The organism is Pedobacter sp. MC2016-14 (genome assembly GCF_020991475.1).
Classification (GTDB): Bacteria; Bacteroidota; Bacteroidia; order Sphingobacteriales; family Sphingobacteriaceae; genus Pedobacter.
The window spans coordinates 779,420-797,242 of record NZ_JAJMPA010000001.1 but is presented as its reverse complement, the minus strand read 5'-3'; the positions used below and the strand labels follow the sequence as shown (position 1 = coordinate 797,242).

Sequence of the window (17,823 nt, the reverse complement as noted above, 5' to 3'; positions counted from 1 at the left end):
TATGATCAGATCCAAGACCCTTGCCCTTGCTGTATTTGCCCAGCTAACAGGAAGTGTGCTGTATGCGCAAACCACTAAAAAGTTAACTGCTTACGTAAATCCCTTCATTGGTACCGGAGCAGTAGCCAACAGCCTGTCCGGAAATAACTATCCCGGCGCAACCGTTCCCTTTGGAATGGTGCAACTGAGTCCAGATACCCGGGAGTCACCGGACTGGTCTGCAGCTTCGGGTTATGACTATAACGACCGCAGCATTGTAGGGTTCAGTCACACCCATTTAAGTGGTACCGGCGCAGCCGATTTCTTCGACATTTTGTTTATGCCGACCACCGGAGCGGTAAAAACCAGGGCGGGAATTCCAGGGAAGCCAGGCAGCGGTTACAGTTCCAGCTTTGCCCACGATCAGGAAAAAGCAAAACCAGGATATTACAGTGTAAAACTTAAGGACTATGATGTAGAGGTAGAGCTAACCGCAACAGCACATGCCGGCTTCCATAAATATACTTTTCCAAAAAATAGTAAAGCCCATGTGGTAATCGATTTAGATCATTCCATGAAAAAAGGCGATTGGAACAGCAGGATTATAAATGCGCAGTTTCAAGTGGTCGATGACCATACGGTTGAAGGCTACCGGGTCATTACTGGCTGGGCCAAACTAAGAAAAGTATTTTTCCATGTTGAATTCTCCAGGCCAATTGCTCACCATATTCTGGTAGAGGGCGGTACACAGTATTTTGATCAGAAGTTAATCAACGGATCAGATTTAAGGGCTATTCTTGATTTTGAGCTTGCTGATGGCCTTCCATTACTGGCCAAAATAGGCATTTCAGCTGTCAGCATCGAAAATGCAAAGCTCAATTTAGCTAAAGAAATACCAGCCTGGGATTTTGGTAAAACCGTAGCCGAAGCAGATGAAAAGTGGGAACAGGAACTGCAAAAAATAAAAGTTACAGGCAATGAGGTGAAGAAGGAATTGTTTTACACAGGGCTGTATCATGCCTTTTTACAGCCCAATAATATAGCAGATGTAAATGGAGAATATCCAGGGATAAACTATAACACCGGTCAGGCAAAAGATGGCGTTCAATATTCCACGTTTTCGCTGTGGGACAGCTATAGGGCATCTCATCCGCTATATACCCTAACCCAGCCAGAGCGGAGTGCCGCATTCGTAAACAGTATGCTCAGGCAATATGATGCCTATGGTTATTTACCCATATGGCAGCTCTGGGGGCAAGAGAATTACTGTATGATTGGCAACCATGCCATCCCTGTAATTGTGGATGCTGCTTTAAAAGACCTTAAAGGATTTGATTTGGAGAAAGCTTACGAAGCAGTTAAAAATTCTTCCACCATCGATCATCCCGGATCGCCGTTTAAGGTGTGGGAAAAATACCAGTATATGCCAGAAAATATCCAAAGTCAGTCGGTATCCATTACGCTGGAAATGGCCTATGACGATTGGTGTGTTGCACAGTTTGCAAAAAAGCTCGGCAAGATGGAAGATTACCACCATTTTATGGAACGCTCGGGATATTATAAAAATCTGCACGACAAACAAACTGGATTTTTCAGGGCAAAAGACAGTGAAGGAAAATGGATAGAACCCTTTAGCCCACTTAAATATGGTTCCAATGGAGGCCATCCATTTACCGAAGGAAATGCCTGGCAATATTACTGGTATGTGCCTCAGGACATCAATAACTTAATTCAGTTAACCGGGGGACAGCAGGCTTTTACAGATAAGCTGGATGTCTTTTTTAGCTTGGAAGCAAAGCCGGATGAAGTCAACGGAAATGCCTCTGGATTTATCGGACAATATGCCCACGGTAATGAGCCAAGTCACCATGTGGCTTACCTGTACAATTACGCGGGACAACCCTGGAAAACGCAGTACTATGTCTCTAAAATTGTGAATGAATTGTATAACAATTCTTCCTCAGGATATGCCGGCAATGACGATTGCGGCCAAATGTCTGCTTGGTATGTATTTAGCGCCATGGGCTTTTATCCGGTTAATCCCGTTATGGGAGTTTATGCCATCGGCTCGCCCTCTTTTAAGCAGATACAGTTGCAGCTACCCGGGAAAAAAGTATTCACCATAATCGCAGAACGCGCCTCTGCGCGAAATATTTACATTCAGTCCGCTAAGCTCAATGGCAAGCCTTATTCCTCTTCATTTATTACTCAGGCAGATATTGTAAATGGAGGCGAGTTGGAATTTGTGATGGGGCCAAAGCCCAATAAAATTATAGTTCAAAAAAATTAAATAAAATCCTATGTCAAACCTAAATCAATATAAATACCTGTTCATACCCGCTTTGCTTCTAGTTTTTTTACAAGCGCAGGCCAAAGTAAAACTACCCGCTGTGATCAGTGATTACATGGTGCTTCAGCAAAAAACAGATGCTGCGGTTTGGGGAAAAGCAGCTGCTGGCAAGAAGATCACAATTACCAATACCTGGAACCATAAAACCTATCGAACAGAAGCGGATGCGCAGGGAAACTGGAAAATCCTGATGGCCACACCTTCTTACGGGGGACCTTATGCCATGACCATTTCTGATGGGGAGCCTGTGATCATCATGAACATCTTAATCGGAGAAGTTTGGGTATGTTCAGGGCAGTCAAATATGGAAATGCCTTTGGCCGGATGGGGTAAAATAAAAAATTACCAACAGGAAATTAAGGATGCAAAGTATCCAAAAATCAGGTTGCTCCAGGCGGTACATGTAGCAAGTAATTTACCGCTGGAAGATGCTAAATTAACAACGGTTGGATGGCGACCATGCATTCCTGATTTTGTAGGAGAGTTTTCTGCTGTTGCGTATTTTTTCGCAAGAGAAGTGTATCAAAAAACAGGTGTTCCAATAGGCCTTATTCATACCTCATGGGGCGGCACTATAGCAGAAGCCTGGACGAGTAAAAATACACTTAAAAACATTCCAGATTTTGCAGAAGCTGCCGCTAAAATTGAGGCTGAAGCAACTTCCATCGCAAAGAAGTCAGAGGCCCAGCAGTATATAGACTGGAAAGAAAAATTGATGCAAAAGGATGCCGGTTACAGGAATGGGGAACCAATTTGGTTGTCTAAATCCGTTGATGAATCCTCCTGGATGCAGCTGGCTCAGCCCGGTTATTGGGAAGATACCGTCCTGCCCGATTTCGATGGCGTGGTTTACCTGCGTAAAAAAATAACCTTTCCTCCATCATGGGCAGGCAAACAAGTCAAGCTGAGCCTTGGCACAATTGACGACAATGACATTACTTACTTTGATGGGGAGAAAATTGGTGAAACCGAAGGTTATAATGTCCCGCGTAATTATATCCTCTCCGCAGATAAGGTTACAGCAGGCGCGCACACAATTGCCATCAGGGTTTTTGATGGTGGTAACGGTGGTGGCATTTACGGCGAAAAAAAGGCGCTGGCCTTAATTTGCGACAATGGCGAGCAAATTTCACTGGATGGAAACTGGCTGTATCGTGTTGGCCTGAATTTAAAAGAGGTAGGCCCGCCGCCACCCTTTATGCAATCGGCAAATCGGGCAACGGTGTTGTACAATGCGATGATCAATCCTTTTATACCATACGCCATCCGTGGGGCAATCTGGTACCAGGGAGAAAGTAATGCCGACCGTGCACATCAATATCGAACACTTTTCCCCGCAATGATCAAAGACTGGAGAAGCCATTGGAACCAGGGAGATTTTCCTTTCTATTATGTTCAGCTCGCCAACTATATGAAGGCCGATGCTGAACCCGTAGCCTCAGCATGGGCAGAATTGAGGGATGCGCAACTGCAAACCCTTTCCCTGCCGAATACAGGAATGGCTGTAACCATTGATGTTGGTAATCCAGATGATATACACCCAAAAAATAAACAAGAGGTTGGCCGTCGTCTGGCTTTGATTGCCCTGGCAAAAACGTATAAAAAAAATATTCTCTTTTCAGGCCCTGTATTGGAGGCCCATCAGCTGGAAGGAAATGCCATCCGCCTTACATTTAAATTCAGCGAAGGTGGTTTAAGCGCCAAAGGAGGAGAATTGAAGGGCTTTGCTATAGCAGGTGCAGATCAAAAGTTTTATTGGGCAAAAGCGGTGATAAAAGGCAATCAAATCCTGGTAAGTAATGCCGCCGTTCCAAACCCTGTAGCTGTACGCTATGGCTGGGGAAATAATCCGGAAAGTAATTTATACAATGGCGCTGGTCTTCCAGCCTCGCCTTTTAAAACAGATACCTGGAAAGACCTAACTTTTGATAAGAAATAAACCCGAAATCCCACAATTATCTATCAGCCCTATATCATGCAATTATTAAAAGATAAAATCATATTTCTTACCGGAGGCTCCAAAGGCATCGGCTTTGAATGTGCAAAAAAATATGTTGAGGCGGGAGCAACACTAGCTATCGTTTCTAACGATGATGCTTCCTTGGTACATTGTCAGGAATTGTTTGGCAGCCGGCACACTACTATATCATGCGATGTATCAAATGCTGCCGATGTGGAGAAAGCAATAAATTATACGGTTAAAAAATTTGGCCGGATCGATGCAATTCATAACAATGCAGGCATTGCAAACCCATCAAAACCCTTGCATGATACAACCGCAGAAGAATGGGAAGCTTTATTTAATGTAAACCTTAAAAGTATGTTTTATACCACCAAATTCGGCTTAAAAGACCTTATCGCTTCCGAGGGTTGTATCTTAACCACCAGCAGTTTAGTAGCTGAAATTGGACAGGAGAATCATGCGGCATACACGGCCACAAAAGGCGCCATCAATGCCCTTACCAAGTCTATGGCTTTAGACTACGCAAAATATAAAATAAGGGTAAATGCAGTAGCACCCGCTGGCGTATGGACGCCAATGCTGGAAGAATGGGCAACTGCCCAGGAGAATGCGGCAGAGATTAAAGAATATTTGGATAAAATCCATGCGCTAAATTATTGCCCGGCGGGAGACGTCATTGCAGATGCCTGCGTATTCCTGCTTTCAGATAAGGCCAGGTTTATGACCGGGGTTATCATGCCGGTAAGCGGTGGTGCAGAACTTGGGTACAGACGTAGCAATTAAGACAATATATACATCATGATTATGTTTCAAAATAAAACGATATGTGGCTTGGTCCTCGCCATTTTTCTTCTCGTTAACAGCGCTTTTGCTCAAAATAAATTACGTCTCTGGTATAATCAGCCTGCCCAGAAATGGGAAGAGACCCTAGCTTTAGGTAACGGACGTTTGGGCATGATGCCCGATGGCGGAGTACATCAGGAAAAAATAGTTTTGAACGACATCACCCTATGGTCCGGGGCACCACAGGATGCCAACAATTATGAGGCAAATAAAAGTTTGCCCCAAATTAGAAAGCTAATCCTGGAGGGGAAAAATGAGGAAGCGCAGGAACTGGTAAACCGTGATTTTATCTGCAAAGGACAAGGTTCTGGTGGTACCAATTATGGCTGTTTCCAGGTTCTTGGAGAGCTCCTGATCGATTTTGACTATAAACTTGCCGACAATGTGAGGCCTTTTTTTGGCAACTACCATCGCGAATTGAGTCTTAACAATGCCCTTGCCAGCACGAGTTACAAACTGAAAGATGTCACTTACAAAAGGGAGTACCTCACCAGTTTTGATGATGATGTCAGCATCATCCGCCTAACCGCAGATCAAAAGGGGCAATTGAATTGCAAAATTTCCATCTCCCGCCCTGAAAGATCAGCAACTACAGTTGTAGACCAGGAGCTGCACATGTCTGGACAGCTGGATAATGGCATAGATGGAAAAGGCATGCGCTATTTAACCAGGGTAAAGACAATTCTGGAGGGTGGCACCTTAACAACGGAAAATAACAACCTGGTTATTAAAAATGCAACAAGTGTGCTGATCTATATTGCGGCGGGTACCGACTTTAAAAACCCTGCTTTTAAAACAAAAATGAGCAGGGACCTTAGTACCGCACTAAAGAAGAGTTATGCGGTTGAAAAACAAAACCACATCAGGAATTATCAAAAACTGTTTAACCGTTTAAGCCTCAATATTGGCACTGAGAAGCCAGATGAGGTACCTACAGATCAGCGCCTGGAAAGCTTTCATAAAGATCCGAAAGCAGATAGTGGATTTCCGGTTTTGTTTTACCAGTTTGGACGCTATTTAAGCATTTGCAGTACCCGGGTAGGCCTATTGCCGCCAAACTTGCAGGGCTTATGGGCAAACCAGGTCCACACGCCATGGAACGGAGACTATCACCTGGATGTGAATATCCAAATGAACCAATGGCCTGTGGAGGTCAGTAACCTGTCAGAATTGAACCTCCCGCTTGCTGAGTTGGTGCGTGGTATGGTTAAACCAGGAGAGCGGACTGCAAAGGCTTATTATAATGCAGAGGGTTGGATTGCACATGTCATCACCAACGTGTGGGGTTTTACAGAGCCAGGAGAAAGCGCTTCCTGGGGAGCTTCCAATGCCGGATCGGGTTGGTTGTGTAACAACCTTTGGGACCATTATGCGTTTAGCCTGGACAAAAATTACTTAAAAAGTATTTACCCGATACTCAAAGGATCAGCTCAGTTTTACAGCAGCGCTTTAATCAAGGATCCGGAAACAGGATGGTTGGTTACGGCACCTTCGGTATCGCCAGAAAACAGCTTCTACCTGCCTAATGGTAAAACGGCAAGCATTTCTATGGGCCCCACCATTGACAATCAGATTGTAAGGGAGTTGTTCGGTAATGTAATCCTTGCTGCCAAAACTTTGGGCATTGATCCGGAATTCAGGAAATCATTGCAGGAAAAGTTAAAATCTGTACCTCCGGCAGGAAACATCAGCAAAGACGGACGAATCATGGAATGGTTAAAAGATTATAAGGAAACAGATCCGCAGCATCGCCACATTTCTCATTTGTATGGCCTTTATCCCGCTTCTTTAATTACCACAGCTAAAACCCCGGAACTTGCAGCAGCTGCAAAAAAATCGCTGGATGTGAGAGGTGACGATGGGCCAGGCTGGTCTATTGCTTATAAGTTGTTGTTTTGGGCAAGGCTGCACGATGGTGCACGCTCCTATAAATTACTAACTGAGTTGCTTAAACCAACAACCAGAACCGATATTAATTATGGTGCCGGTGGCGGTATTTATCCAAACTTACTTGCTGCGGGCCCTCCTTTTCAAATTGATGGTAACTTTGGCGGTACCGCAGGTATTGCTGAAATGCTGATCCAAAGCCATGAGGATTATGTGGAGTTTTTGCCTTCCGTTCCTGATTTATGGAAAGCTTCCGGAGCGGTAAAAGGGATGCGTGCCCGTGGAAATTATACGGTAGATTTTGCCTGGAAAGACGGTAAAGTCACGAGTTATAAAATTACTTCCCCAAAACCAACCCAATTGAAAGTTAAGATCAATGGATCTATAAAAAAAGTTACATCAACAGTCATATAACCCATACCTAAAATGAAATTGAAGGTCAGCATACTCTTATTTACTTTTCTCGCTTTTCTTAAACCCGTCTCCGCAATAGTTTTGCCATATGGTAAAGTAGGGAAAATCATATACGACCTTAAATCCGGGACTTATGATGTTTTTGATGGGCAGGTCCAAGTTTTACGCGGAGGGTTTTCTTCGGCCAGGAATTACGAAAAGCTATTGATCTCTAAAGAATATGGTCAGGCAAGTTATGCCAAAGAAAGTATTAAAGATGCTTTTGGACCAGGTACAAAACACATAGTTGTATTGAAACATGCAGGTTGGCCAGATATGAAACAGGTATTTTACACCTACCCTGGACGGTCTTATTTTCTCTGTGAAGTAGCAATACAGGGTGGCAATTTGCAAAGTAACCAGCTTATCCCACTTCAAGGCAACATCCTTTCTATGGGAAATCCAGGTTTGCTAACCAGCTTGTTTGTCCCTTTTGATAATGACGCATTTATCCGGTACGATACGAAGATATTGAACCCAGGTGCCGAAAATATCAGCTCGGAAGTTGGCGCTCTTTACAACAATACATCGCGGAAGGGGATTGTAACAGGATCTGTAACACATGAGGTGTGGAAAACAGGGGTAAGAACCTGGAGAGACGATAATGATGTGCTCTCTATGGGCGTAACTACGGGCTATACGGCCAGGGACTTAACCCGGGACCAATTGCCGCATGGGGCAATCAGTGGGAGGAGCATTCTTTCTGCAAGGGTTTTCTTTGGCGCCTTTACAGACTGGCGGAGGGGTATGGAAGATTATGCAAAGGCCAATCGTTTGGCAGAACCACCAATTGTATTTAAATGGGATAAACCAACACCTGTTGGCTGGAATAGCTGGGGTGTAATTCAAGATAAAATCTCCTACGACAAAGCAACAAAGGTGGTGGATTTCTTTGCGGATGATTTAAAAGGCTTTAGGAATGGCGGCACAGCTTATGTAGACCTGGACTCTTATTGGGATATGATGCTTAACGGCGGACTGGAAGGTGATTACTCAAAACTCAAAGCATTTGCCGACTATACTAAAAAGAGGGGGTTAAAACCCGGTGTTTATTGGGCGCCGTTTACGGATTGGGGTTTTAACTCCGGTGGAAACAGAAGAGCGGAAGGCGGACAGTATAACTTCGCCGAGCTATGGACAAAAGTAGGCCATGGCTACCATGATTTTGATGGCGCAAGAGCCCTGGATCCTACCCATCCGGGAACGCAGCAGAGGATAAAGCTGGTGATCGGTAAACTAAAAGAATGCGGGTTTGAGATGATTAAAATCGACTTTCTTGGCCATGCTGCTGCAGAGTCTGATCATTTTTATGATCCTGCTGTTAAAACCGGCATGCAGGCGTACAAGGTGGGCATGGAATACCTGATCAAACAATTGGATAGTAAAATGCTGGTTTACGCTGCCATATCTCCTAGTATGGCTTCTGGTAGGTATATCCATGCAAGAAGAATTGCCTGTGATGCTTTTAAATCGATAAACGATACAGAATATACCTTAAATAGTCTGACGAATGGCTGGTGGCAAACCTGGTTATATGATTACCTGGATGCAGACCATGTTGTTTTCAACGATGCCTCAGCGGGAGAGAATGTAGCAAGAATGCTTTCGGCTTTCGTAACAGGTTCCGTGTTACTGGGAGATGATTTTTCAACTGCTGGTCCATGGACGGAAGGGGTAAAAAGATTGGTTCAAAATCCGGCTTTGCTGGAGCTCATCAAAGATGGAAAAAGCTTTATACCGGTTGAAGGAAATAAAGGGCAGCAAGCCTCAGAATTATTTATAAAATCGGTTAAAAACGTACATTACCTGGCTATTTTTAATTATAGTAAAGCGCCTAAAAGCTTTCCGCTATCGCTTAAAAAGCTTGGTCTTTCTACAAAAGTAAACTGGTCTGCAGTAGACCTGATCAGTAAAAAATCAGCGCTGTTTTCTGAACAAACTACTATTGAAGTGCCAGCAGGAAATGCCAGGATTTTTAAGCTTACTTTGCCACCTGCAATTTCTGACCAATTTTAATTCCTTCATCTGCAAGGTTGTTTAAGGCTTTAAGCTCCTCAACAGTTAGGTTATAGCGCTTAGAGATGTTGTATAAGGTATCGCCCTTTGCAACGGTGTAAAACTGCACGCTGCTGCCGGGAACCACTACTGTTTCTACCTTTTTAACCTTTGAGGTGGTATCTGTAATGATGACCTGTTTGGAGGGAGGAACTTCTACTGGTGTAAATTTCTTGGTTTCTTTAGGAATGTTGGCATTGATTTCAGTAAATACCCTGTCCTCCCGAATGATTTTCTGTCTTTCAGTTTCCGATTGGTCATATTGATACAACTGATACTTTTCAATGACGTTGATCAATAGGTCAGGATATTTAGGATTGGTGGCATAACCCGCTTGTTTTAGCCCCAGGGCCCAGTTTTTATAGTCGTTTTTATCGAGTTCAAACAGGGCACTGTATCTTTTTCTTTTTAAAAAGTTTGAATGGTCTTTATACGATTCACGGGCATCCTTATATACCCTGAAACAATCGTTCTGCTGATCGTCATCTTTATAATAACCTTTCCCTTTCCAGTCAGAGGTGCATTTGATGCCAAAGTGGTTGTTGGCATATTTTGCAAGGCTGCTGTTGCCACTCCCAGACTCCAGGATGCCCTGAGCTAGCGTAATACTTGCGGGGATGCCAAAGGCATTCATTTCTTCGATGGCTACACCTTTAAACTGATCTATATAGGTCAATGTGGTATAACTTTTTATATCAGGATTGTTCTTGTTGGCGGCTTTTTCAATCTGCTTGTTGTTTTTGCTGTATTTCCTGGTACCGCAAGAACTCAAAGCAACAACGGCAATTAAAAGTAATAGGCTGTATCTCATACTTAATTCTTTCTAATCACAAATAAACCATCCCTTACCGGTAAAATCATTTTTTCTACGCGTGAATCTGAGGCAATCTTGTCATTAAATGAAGTGATATTTTTGGTGTCTTTATCTTGTGTGGTATTCAAAACCTTACCACTCCAAAGCACATTGTCTACAATAATTAATCCACCCGGCCTTACCCGATCAAAGATCAGGTCGTAATACAGGCCATTATTCTTTTTGTCCGCATCAATAAAAACCAGGTCAAATACCTCATTGAGCTCAAGCACTGTTTCTGTGGCATTGCCAATAATATACTTAATTTGCTCATTGTATGGCGACTGTGAAAAGTTATGGCGTACCATATCTTCAAGCTCCTGGTTGATGTCCAGCGTATAAATCAGACCATTTGTAGCTAAGCCTTCTGCCAGGCATAAGGTAGCATAACCGGTAAATGTTCCAATTTCAAGAATGCAGGCAGGGTTTATCATTTTGCTCAGCATGCTCAGTACTCGGCCCTGGTAATGTCCCGAGAGCATTCTTGGCATCAGCACTTTAAGATTAGTTTCCCGGTCAATTTTTTTCAGCAGTTCCGGTTCTGGCTCACAATATTTGAGCAGGAGGTCCTGCATGTCGTCGTTAATTATGCTCATAAGTACTTATACTCCATGTTTTAAACGGCTTACTTCCATGTAATATTGTAGTATAAGTGTAGCGGCAATAATGTCCACACGTTTTTTGTCACGGCGTGCGCTTTTGTTTAAACCGCTTTCCATTACTGTTTCCTGGGCCAGTTTAGAAGTAAAACGCTCATCTATCCAATGTTGAGGAATGTGGGGGAAATTCTTTTTTAAGAGCGTAGAAAAGCCTTTTACATGCGGTGCAGATTCTGAAGGTGAACCATCCATCTGTTTTGGATCACCAATTACAAAAGCCTCTACTTGCTCTGTAAGCAGGTATTTTTTCAAGTATTCCAAAATATCTTTAGGGTGTACATTGTCAAGCCCGGTTGCAATAATTTGCATAGGGTCAGTTACGGCAATGCCGATCCGTTTAGTTCCGTAATCAAAAGCAAGAATTCGAGGCATACTGCTGTATTTTGGTCAAAATTACATAAAATGAATGAATATTATTCCCATAATGAGGCAATAGCAATCCCTCAATAACTAATGCCTACATTTGATTATGAGTTTTTTAACAGCTGAGTGGCGTAAATTGGCAATTGCTAACTATGCAATAGATAAAGATATATTATTACCGTATTTACCCGCTGGTACAGAGCTGGACCTGTGGAAGGGTGTGTGTTATGTAAGTTTAATTGGCTTTTTGTTCAAGAACACAAAATTGTTGGGTATCAGGGTACCTTTTCATTCTAATTTTGAAGAAGTCAATCTTCGCTTTTATGTAAAGAGGAAAGAAGGAGCGGAATGGAAAAGAGGGGTTGTTTTTATTAAAGAGATAGTTCCAAAATATGCACTGTCTTTTATCGCCAATACATTTTATAACGAAAATTATGTTTCCATGCCTATGCGCCACGTCTGGAATGAAGATAGCGGAAATCTCACGGTTTCTTATCTTTGGCGGCTTAAGAAACACTGGCAAAGTATTCGTGTAGTTGCAGATGCTATAGCTTCACCTATTGAAGAGCATAGCGAAGCTGAATTTATAACCGAGCATTATTGGGGGTACGCCAGATGTAATGCAACGAAAACGAATGAATACGAGGTTAGGCATCCCAGATGGCAGCAATATAAAGTAAATAGCTTTCAGATTATAACAGACTTTGGGTTGAATTATGGCACAGACTTTGAATTTTTAAATCAGCAGCAACCGGTGTCCGTTATGCTTGCAGAGGGGTCTGAAATCTCTGTGGAGCATAAGAAGGTGATAGCAGGTAAATAAACCTCCCAAGGATAACCGCCTAACATGAAAGATCTTTGGCCACCTAAAAACTAAAAAGAAAGGATAAAAATGAAAGGTGATAGATTGTACCATATGGCTTTAAAGGAGGCTTCAAAAGATGATGCCGATTTGGGTCGTGCATTTGATCTACTTGAAAAGGCAAAAGATAAAAATAATCCTATGGCTATTTATGCTCTTGCAACTTGGTATCTATTTGGAAAGTTTGTTGATGAAGATCATGAAAAGGCATTTGAGTTGTTTTTACAGGCATCACAAGAGAATCATATTGAGGCGTGTTTTGATCTAGCTAAATGCTATGAAGAAGGAACTGGCGTAGCAAAAAGTTTAAACAATGCCTTCGAAAATTATACGCGTGCTGCACTACTAGGTGACCGCCAGGCAGTATATGAAGTAGGAAGATGTTACTATTATGGTATTGGTGTGGGGAAAAATGAAAAACTAGCCAACTTATGGTTAGACATAGCTTCATATTATGGAATAAAAGATTAGGTGTTCTTACTACTCACTAAACTTGGTTTGTTCACTACCTATTCACACAATTCCGTCATGGCTTAAACGAAGCCCCAACATTGTTGGGCTATAAATATATTACTTTAAAGTTAAATCTAGGCCTGCTTATGGACTGTTGGTAGATTAATAGTAGTAACGTACGAATAACGACCCAGGCAATAGTACAGAGAGCCCACAGCAAACCCAGAGCAAACGCACAGAAAGCCCACACACCGTATGCGTTTTGTATGGGTTTTCTATGCCTTTGCTTTGCCTTTAGTCTGCTTTTTATCCGGTCCTGGCTGGTTGCTGCCTTATATATGTTTTGTACCCGTAGAACTATGTCTTCGCTGTCAATGAAGATGAAATTTTTCATGAACCATAGAAATGTGATAATCCTGTCTTGATCGTAATCGTGTTAGAGCCTTTAAAGTATTTTTGTGTAAAACAGAAGTTTATTCTTAGAAATCAGTGATTATCAATTCGAGCGTAATAAATAATAAAAGATGGACTCGAGGAAGAAGTTGGGAAAGCATACTGGAATATAAGAGGCTAATTTGTGAAGCAAGATAAGAAAAATATAGAAGAAATGGTACCATTGTAAATTATCGCAATGCGCATTACCGTAATGCACATTGCGATAAATGAATTTAAGAAATAAGGTTACTTATTTCCTTTTGCCCAGGCGTCTTTTAAACCTACGGTTTGGTTGAACACCAAATTTTCCGGAGTAGAATCTGTATCTAAACAGTAATAGCCTTTACGGATAAACTGGTAACGTGCATTGATGTCGGCATTTGCAAGATAAGGTTCAATGTAAGCCTGTTTAATTACCTTCATGCTGTTGGGGTTCAGGTAATCTTTAAAATCACCCTCTTCGCTGTCTGGCGCTTCAACTGTAAATAGGCGGTCGTACACCCTAATCTCTGCAGTTTTTGCCGCTGCGGTGCTTACCCAATGAATGGTTCCTTTTACATTGATGCCACTGGTATCTTCTCCGCTTTTAGATTCAGGGATATAACTGCAGTGGATTTCAGTTACATTACCTTCTTCGTCTTTAACAAAGGAGTCACATTTTACAATGTAAGCATGTTTTAAGCGTACCATAGCACCTGGAGCCAGCCTAAACCATTTCTTGGCCGGCTCTTCCATAAAATCTTCTCTTTCTATCCAGAGCTCACTGCTAAAAGGAATTTCCCTGGTACCCGCATTGGCTTCCACATCAGGGTTATTCTCGCCAATTAGGATTTCTGTTTGACCTGCAGGATAGTTGCTGATCACCATTTTAATAGGATCCAGGACCGCCATTACACGGCTGGCTGTTTTATTCAGATCTTCACGGATACAAAATTCCAGTAAACTCAACTCAATCAGGTTTTCTCTTTTGGCAATCCCGATGCGTTCACAAAACTCCCGGATACTTGCCGGGGTGTAACCACGTCTTCTCAATCCGCTAATGGTAGGCATGCGCGGATCGTTCCAGCCGCTTACCGTGTTTTCATTAACCAGCTGTAAAAGTTTACGCTTACTCATGACCGTATAGGTTAGGTTTAAGCGTGCAAACTCATATTGGTGAGAAGGGAAAATGCCCAGCTTCTCGATAAACCAATCGTACAATTCCCGGTGTGATACATATTCCAAAGTACAAATGGAATGCGTAATGGTTTCGATGCTATCGCTTTGTCCGTGGGCAAAATCATACATCGGATAGATGCACCATTTGCTGCCCGTACGGTGATGATCTGCATGTTTGATACGGTAAATTACCGGATCGCGCATAATCATATTAGGGCTGGCCATATCTGCTTTGGCACGCAACGTACAAACCCCATCTCCAAATTCACCGGCCTTCATGCGGGTAAAAAGGTCAAGGTTCTCTGCTACACTGCGGCTTCGGTACGGACTGTCTGTGCCGGGCTCTGTAGGTGTGCCTTTTAGTTGTGCAATTTCTTCGGCAGAGCTATGGTCTACATATGCTAAGCCCTGCTCAATAAGTTGAACAGCGAAATCATATAAAGTGTCAAAGTAATCAGAAGTATACAGCTCGTTTTTCCATTGAAAACCCAACCATTTTATATCTGCCTGTTGACTATCTACATATTCTGTTTTTTCCGTTACCGGATTGGTGTCATCAAATCTAAGATTGGTGTAACCACCATATTTTTGGGTTAAACCAAAGTTAAGGCAAATGGCCTTTGCATGGCCAATGTGCAAATAGCCATTTGGTTCCGGTGGAAAGCGGGTAATTAAGGTCTCGTATTTTCCACTATTTAAATCGTTTTCAATGATCTCTTCAATAAAGTTCAATGATCTTTCCTCACTCATAAAAACTGCAAATTTAGTTGTCAAAGTTAATATAAAACGGCTAATTTACTTACATTTACCCTAGCTAAGTATAAATTATGGACAATACGCTAAACAGGCCCATTAGAGTTTTGGTGGCCAAAGTTGGTTTGGACGGACACGACAGAGGGGCGAAAGTAATTGCCACTTCGCTGCGGGATGCTGGCATGGAGGTGATCTATACCGGACTGCGCCAAACGCCTGAAATGGTGGTGAATACCGCCTTACAGGAAGATGTTGATGCCATTGGGATTTCTATTTTATCAGGGGCGCACATGACTGTTTTTCCAAAAATTATTGCCGTGATGAAAGAAAAGCAATTGACAAACGTTTTGCTAACAGGAGGTGGGATTATCCCGGACGCCGATATTAAAAAGCTTCAGGAATTGGGAGTTGGGGAATTATTTTCCCCAGGCACCACGATGATGACTATTGTGGAATACATTAAGGCCTGGGTTTTAGAACATAGACAATTTTAAATATGGATTACCAAAATATTAAAGCTGAACAGAAAGATAGCTTGTTGTATGTAACGATCAACAGGGCAGAAAAATTGAACGCACTAAATAAGGCCACCCTGCTGGAGCTGGCGGATGTTTTCTCGGGCGTAACTTTAAATGAGGAGATCCGTGGTGTAATTTTAACAGGAGCCGGTGAAAAAGCATTTGTTGCCGGGGCGGATATTTCTGAATTTGCACAGTATACCGTAGAAGAAGGAGAGCAATTGTCCCGTACAGGCCATGCCGATGTTTTTGATGCCATAGAAAACTGTCCAAAACCGGTAATTGCGGCCATCAATGGCTTTGCACTTGGTGGTGGTTTGGAGCTTGCCATGGCTTGCCACATCCGCATCGCCGCTGATACCGCTAAATTGGGCCTGCCGGAAGTAACTTTAGGTTTAATTCCGGGATACGGAGGTACACAACGCTTAACACAGTTGGTGGGTAAAGGAAGGGCTTTTGAAATGATTGCTACCGCAGATATGATTTCTGCATCAAAAGCAGAAGAAATTGGCCTTGTAAATTATTGTGTGCCGGCGGCAGCGCTTTTACAAAAAGCAGAAGAGCTGTTCCAAAAAATTCTTCTTCGTGCCCCGCTTGCTGTAGCTGCTGCCATTACCGCAACCAATGCGGCAGTGAAAAAAGATGTTGATGGATTTGAAGTAGAGATCAAAGAATTTGGGTCTTGCTTTGGCACAGCAGATTTTAAAGAAGGCGTAAATGCCTTTCTGGAAAAGAGAAAGCCGCGGTTTAACGGTAAATAGTGTGGAAAAAATTTCCCATTAATTTTATTTTAGCTATCTTTAAAGCCTGAATATCATTTGAACCTTTTGATGTATGAGAAAAATTTTAATTGTTGACGATGAAGTAAACATCGGTCTGCTTCTTTCTAAATTTTTAACTAGAAACGGGTTTATTGTGGATACAGTAACGAGCGGTGTCAGCGCATTAGAATGCTTATCAAAAGTTCGTTATGATCTTGTACTTTGCGATTATAGACTCGACGACACTGATGGTAAAGAAATGCTGGTCAAGATTAAAGAATCTTATCCTAGTACAGGCGTCATCATCATTACAGGTTATTCAGACATTAAACTTGCAGTTCAGCTCATTAAACTCGGCGCTTACGATTACATCACAAAGCCTTTATACCCGGATGAAATTCTGAATACCATCAATAAAGCAATTGAAACCCAGAATGCTTTAAATGATCATAAGGCACACAATTCAAGTGCAGAGCAGCCTAAAGAAAAAGCAACAAAACAGGCCTATAATCAGGATTCAAATTTTGTTGCCGGACAAAGTAATGCTTCAAAAGAATTGTTGAAGCAAATCCAGCTGGTGGCTCCTACTTCTTACAGCGTAATCTTAACTGGAGAAAGTGGTACCGGGAAAGAATCTGTTGCTAAAGCCATACATTTAAATAGTCCAAGAAAGGACAGTCCTTTTATAGCGATGGATTGTGGTTCCTTAACCAAAGAACTGGCAGGAAGCGAGTTTTTTGGACATGAAAAAGGCTCTTTTACTGGTGCGCTTTATACTAAAATTGGTCATTTTGAAATGGCTAATGGAGGAACATTGTTTTTGGACGAAGTTGGTAACCTTTCATACGATATACAGGCCGCACTTTTGAGGACGGTGCAGGAGCGCAAAATCAAGAGGATTGGAAGCACGAAGGAAATAGATCTTGATGTAAGAATTATTGTTGCAACCAACGAAAACCTTTCCAATGCGATCCAAAAGGGAAAATTCAGGGAAGATCTTTACCATCGTTTTAATGAGTTCTCTATTAGCTTACCGCCGCTTAGCCAGAGAGGGAAAGACATCCTGGTATTTGCGAATACCTTTCTGGATTTCGCAAATCAGGAATTAGGAAAAAATGTGCTGGGCTTTTCTGAAGAAGTGGAAGAATGTTTCCTGACTTACAACTGGCCTGGAAATGTACGCGAACTAAAGAATGTGGTAAGGAGAGCTACGCTGCTTACGGAAACCGACGAGATCCAGCTTAAAGCTTTGCCCTTAGAGATTTCTACCTATGCCAAGGCTTCAGCCATAGAAGTTTCGATCAGTAAAATAGAGAAACCGAGGGACTTAAAAAATGCCGCGCTTGAAGCAGAATATGAGGCTATTTTGAAGGTGCTTAGAGAGGTTAACTTTAATAAAACGAAAGCGGCAAAGATTTTGAACATTGACAGAAAAACGCTTTACAATAAAATGAAAGCCATTAATCTGGACACTTAAT

Annotated in this window: 14 protein-coding genes; 10 read left to right on the top strand and 4 right to left on the bottom strand. The window is 42.3% G+C overall.

The features are described 5' to 3' along the window. The first annotated feature begins 1 nt into the window (after position 1). From LPB86_RS03325 to LPB86_RS03305, 5 genes are read left to right on the top strand one after another with little or no spacing between them, the layout of a single operon-like run. A complete protein-coding gene (locus tag LPB86_RS03325; protein WP_230641122.1) occupies positions 2-2,269 on the top strand; it encodes a GH92 family glycosyl hydrolase in 2,268 nt (755 codons plus the stop codon). A 10-nt stretch (positions 2,270-2,279) separates the two neighbouring features. Beyond that, a complete protein-coding gene (locus tag LPB86_RS03320; RefSeq protein ID WP_230641121.1) occupies positions 2,280-4,268 on the top strand; it encodes a sialate O-acetylesterase in 1,989 nt (662 codons plus the stop codon). A 36-nt stretch (positions 4,269-4,304) separates the two neighbouring features. Continuing rightward, positions 4,305-5,075, top strand: coding sequence for an SDR family NAD(P)-dependent oxidoreductase (locus tag LPB86_RS03315; protein ID WP_230641120.1), 771 nt, complete (start codon positions 4,305-4,307; stop codon positions 5,073-5,075). A 21-nt stretch (positions 5,076-5,096) separates the two neighbouring features. Further along, entirely contained in the window at positions 5,097-7,436 is a 2,340-nt protein-coding gene (locus LPB86_RS03310) for a glycoside hydrolase N-terminal domain-containing protein (RefSeq protein WP_230641119.1), read from the top strand. Positions 7,437-7,448: 12 nt separating this feature from the next. Continuing rightward, positions 7,449-9,491: an alpha-galactosidase gene (locus LPB86_RS03305; RefSeq protein WP_230641118.1), complete on the top strand. Its 2,043-nt coding sequence runs from the start codon at positions 7,449-7,451 to the stop codon at positions 9,489-9,491. On the opposite strand, the gene LPB86_RS03300 is transcribed toward LPB86_RS03305, so the two are convergent. The 3 genes from LPB86_RS03300 to ruvX are packed head-to-tail and all read right to left on the bottom strand — an operon-like array spanning position 9,457 to position 11,414. Beyond that, entirely contained in the window at positions 9,457-10,341 is an 885-nt protein-coding gene (locus LPB86_RS03300; RefSeq protein WP_230641117.1) for a glucosaminidase domain-containing protein, read from the bottom strand. The genes LPB86_RS03305 and LPB86_RS03300 overlap by 35 nt on opposite strands. 2 nt (positions 10,342-10,343) lie before the next feature. Next, positions 10,344-10,979 carry an O-methyltransferase gene (locus tag LPB86_RS03295; RefSeq protein ID WP_230641116.1) on the bottom strand — a complete coding sequence of 212 codons (636 nt, stop codon included), beginning with the start codon at positions 10,977-10,979 and terminating at the stop codon, positions 10,344-10,346. A gap of 6 nt (positions 10,980-10,985) precedes the next feature. After that, positions 10,986-11,414, bottom strand: coding sequence for a Holliday junction resolvase RuvX (gene ruvX, locus LPB86_RS03290; protein ID WP_230641115.1), 429 nt, complete (start codon positions 11,412-11,414; stop codon positions 10,986-10,988). 97 nt (positions 11,415-11,511) lie between these two features. On the opposite strand from ruvX, the gene LPB86_RS03285 reads away from it, so the two are divergent. Both LPB86_RS03285 and LPB86_RS03280 read left to right on the top strand, forming a co-directional pair. Next, positions 11,512-12,228 carry a YqjF family protein gene (locus LPB86_RS03285; protein WP_230641114.1) on the top strand — a complete coding sequence of 239 codons (717 nt, stop codon included), beginning with the start codon at positions 11,512-11,514 and terminating at the stop codon, positions 12,226-12,228. A gap of 69 nt (positions 12,229-12,297) precedes the next feature. Then, complete coding sequence (locus LPB86_RS03280; RefSeq protein ID WP_230641113.1) at positions 12,298-12,738, top strand: tetratricopeptide repeat protein; 441 nt, start codon at positions 12,298-12,300, stop codon at positions 12,736-12,738. A 663-nt stretch (positions 12,739-13,401) separates the two neighbouring features. Here the strand turns inward: LPB86_RS03280 and LPB86_RS03275 are convergent. Next, the gene (locus LPB86_RS03275) at positions 13,402-15,063 is read right to left on the bottom strand and encodes a glutamine--tRNA ligase/YqeY domain fusion protein (RefSeq protein WP_230641112.1); all 1,662 of its coding nucleotides are present in this window, start codon (positions 15,061-15,063) and stop codon (positions 13,402-13,404) included. Between the two features lie 77 nt (positions 15,064-15,140). Between LPB86_RS03275 and LPB86_RS03270 the strand changes: the two genes are divergently transcribed. The 3 genes from LPB86_RS03270 to LPB86_RS03260 all read left to right on the top strand — a co-directional run bounded on the left by LPB86_RS03270 (position 15,141) and on the right by LPB86_RS03260 (position 17,822). Next, positions 15,141-15,560, top strand: coding sequence for a cobalamin B12-binding domain-containing protein (locus LPB86_RS03270; RefSeq protein ID WP_230641111.1), 420 nt, complete (start codon positions 15,141-15,143; stop codon positions 15,558-15,560). A 2-nt stretch (positions 15,561-15,562) separates the two neighbouring features. Beyond that, a complete protein-coding gene (locus tag LPB86_RS03265; protein WP_230641110.1) occupies positions 15,563-16,345 on the top strand; it encodes an enoyl-CoA hydratase/isomerase family protein in 783 nt (260 codons plus the stop codon). Between the two features lie 73 nt (positions 16,346-16,418). Beyond that, positions 16,419-17,822 carry a sigma-54 dependent transcriptional regulator gene (locus LPB86_RS03260; protein WP_230641109.1) on the top strand — a complete coding sequence of 468 codons (1,404 nt, stop codon included), beginning with the start codon at positions 16,419-16,421 and terminating at the stop codon, positions 17,820-17,822. Position 17,823 lies beyond the last annotated feature (1 nt).

Bases quoted from the DNA above. Each gene is read 5' to 3' on its own strand.
- LPB86_RS03320 (WP_230641121.1), top strand. From the start codon at position 2,280: ATGTCAAACCTAAATCAATATAAATACCTGTTCATACCCGCTTTGCTT.
- LPB86_RS03310 (WP_230641119.1), top strand. From the start codon at position 5,097: ATGTTTCAAAATAAAACGATATGTGGCTTGGTCCTCGCCATTTTTCTT.
- LPB86_RS03270 (WP_230641111.1), top strand. From the start codon at position 15,141: ATGGACAATACGCTAAACAGGCCCATTAGAGTTTTGGTGGCCAAAGTT.
- LPB86_RS03325 (WP_230641122.1), top strand. From the start codon at position 2: ATGATCAGATCCAAGACCCTTGCCCTTGCTGTATTTGCCCAGCTAACA.
- ruvX (WP_230641115.1), bottom strand. From the start codon at position 11,414: ATGCCTCGAATTCTTGCTTTTGATTACGGAACTAAACGGATCGGCATT.
- LPB86_RS03315 (WP_230641120.1), top strand. From the start codon at position 4,305: ATGCAATTATTAAAAGATAAAATCATATTTCTTACCGGAGGCTCCAAA.
- LPB86_RS03295 (WP_230641116.1), bottom strand. From the start codon at position 10,979: ATGAGCATAATTAACGACGACATGCAGGACCTCCTGCTCAAATATTGT.
- LPB86_RS03305 (WP_230641118.1), top strand. From the start codon at position 7,449: ATGAAATTGAAGGTCAGCATACTCTTATTTACTTTTCTCGCTTTTCTT.
- LPB86_RS03280 (WP_230641113.1), top strand. From the start codon at position 12,298: ATGAAAGGTGATAGATTGTACCATATGGCTTTAAAGGAGGCTTCAAAA.
- LPB86_RS03265 (WP_230641110.1), top strand. From the start codon at position 15,563: ATGGATTACCAAAATATTAAAGCTGAACAGAAAGATAGCTTGTTGTAT.
- LPB86_RS03260 (WP_230641109.1), top strand. From the start codon at position 16,419: ATGAGAAAAATTTTAATTGTTGACGATGAAGTAAACATCGGTCTGCTT.
- LPB86_RS03285 (WP_230641114.1), top strand. From the start codon at position 11,512: ATGAGTTTTTTAACAGCTGAGTGGCGTAAATTGGCAATTGCTAACTAT.
- LPB86_RS03300 (WP_230641117.1), bottom strand. From the start codon at position 10,341: ATGAGATACAGCCTATTACTTTTAATTGCCGTTGTTGCTTTGAGTTCT.
- LPB86_RS03275 (WP_230641112.1), bottom strand. From the start codon at position 15,063: ATGAGTGAGGAAAGATCATTGAACTTTATTGAAGAGATCATTGAAAAC.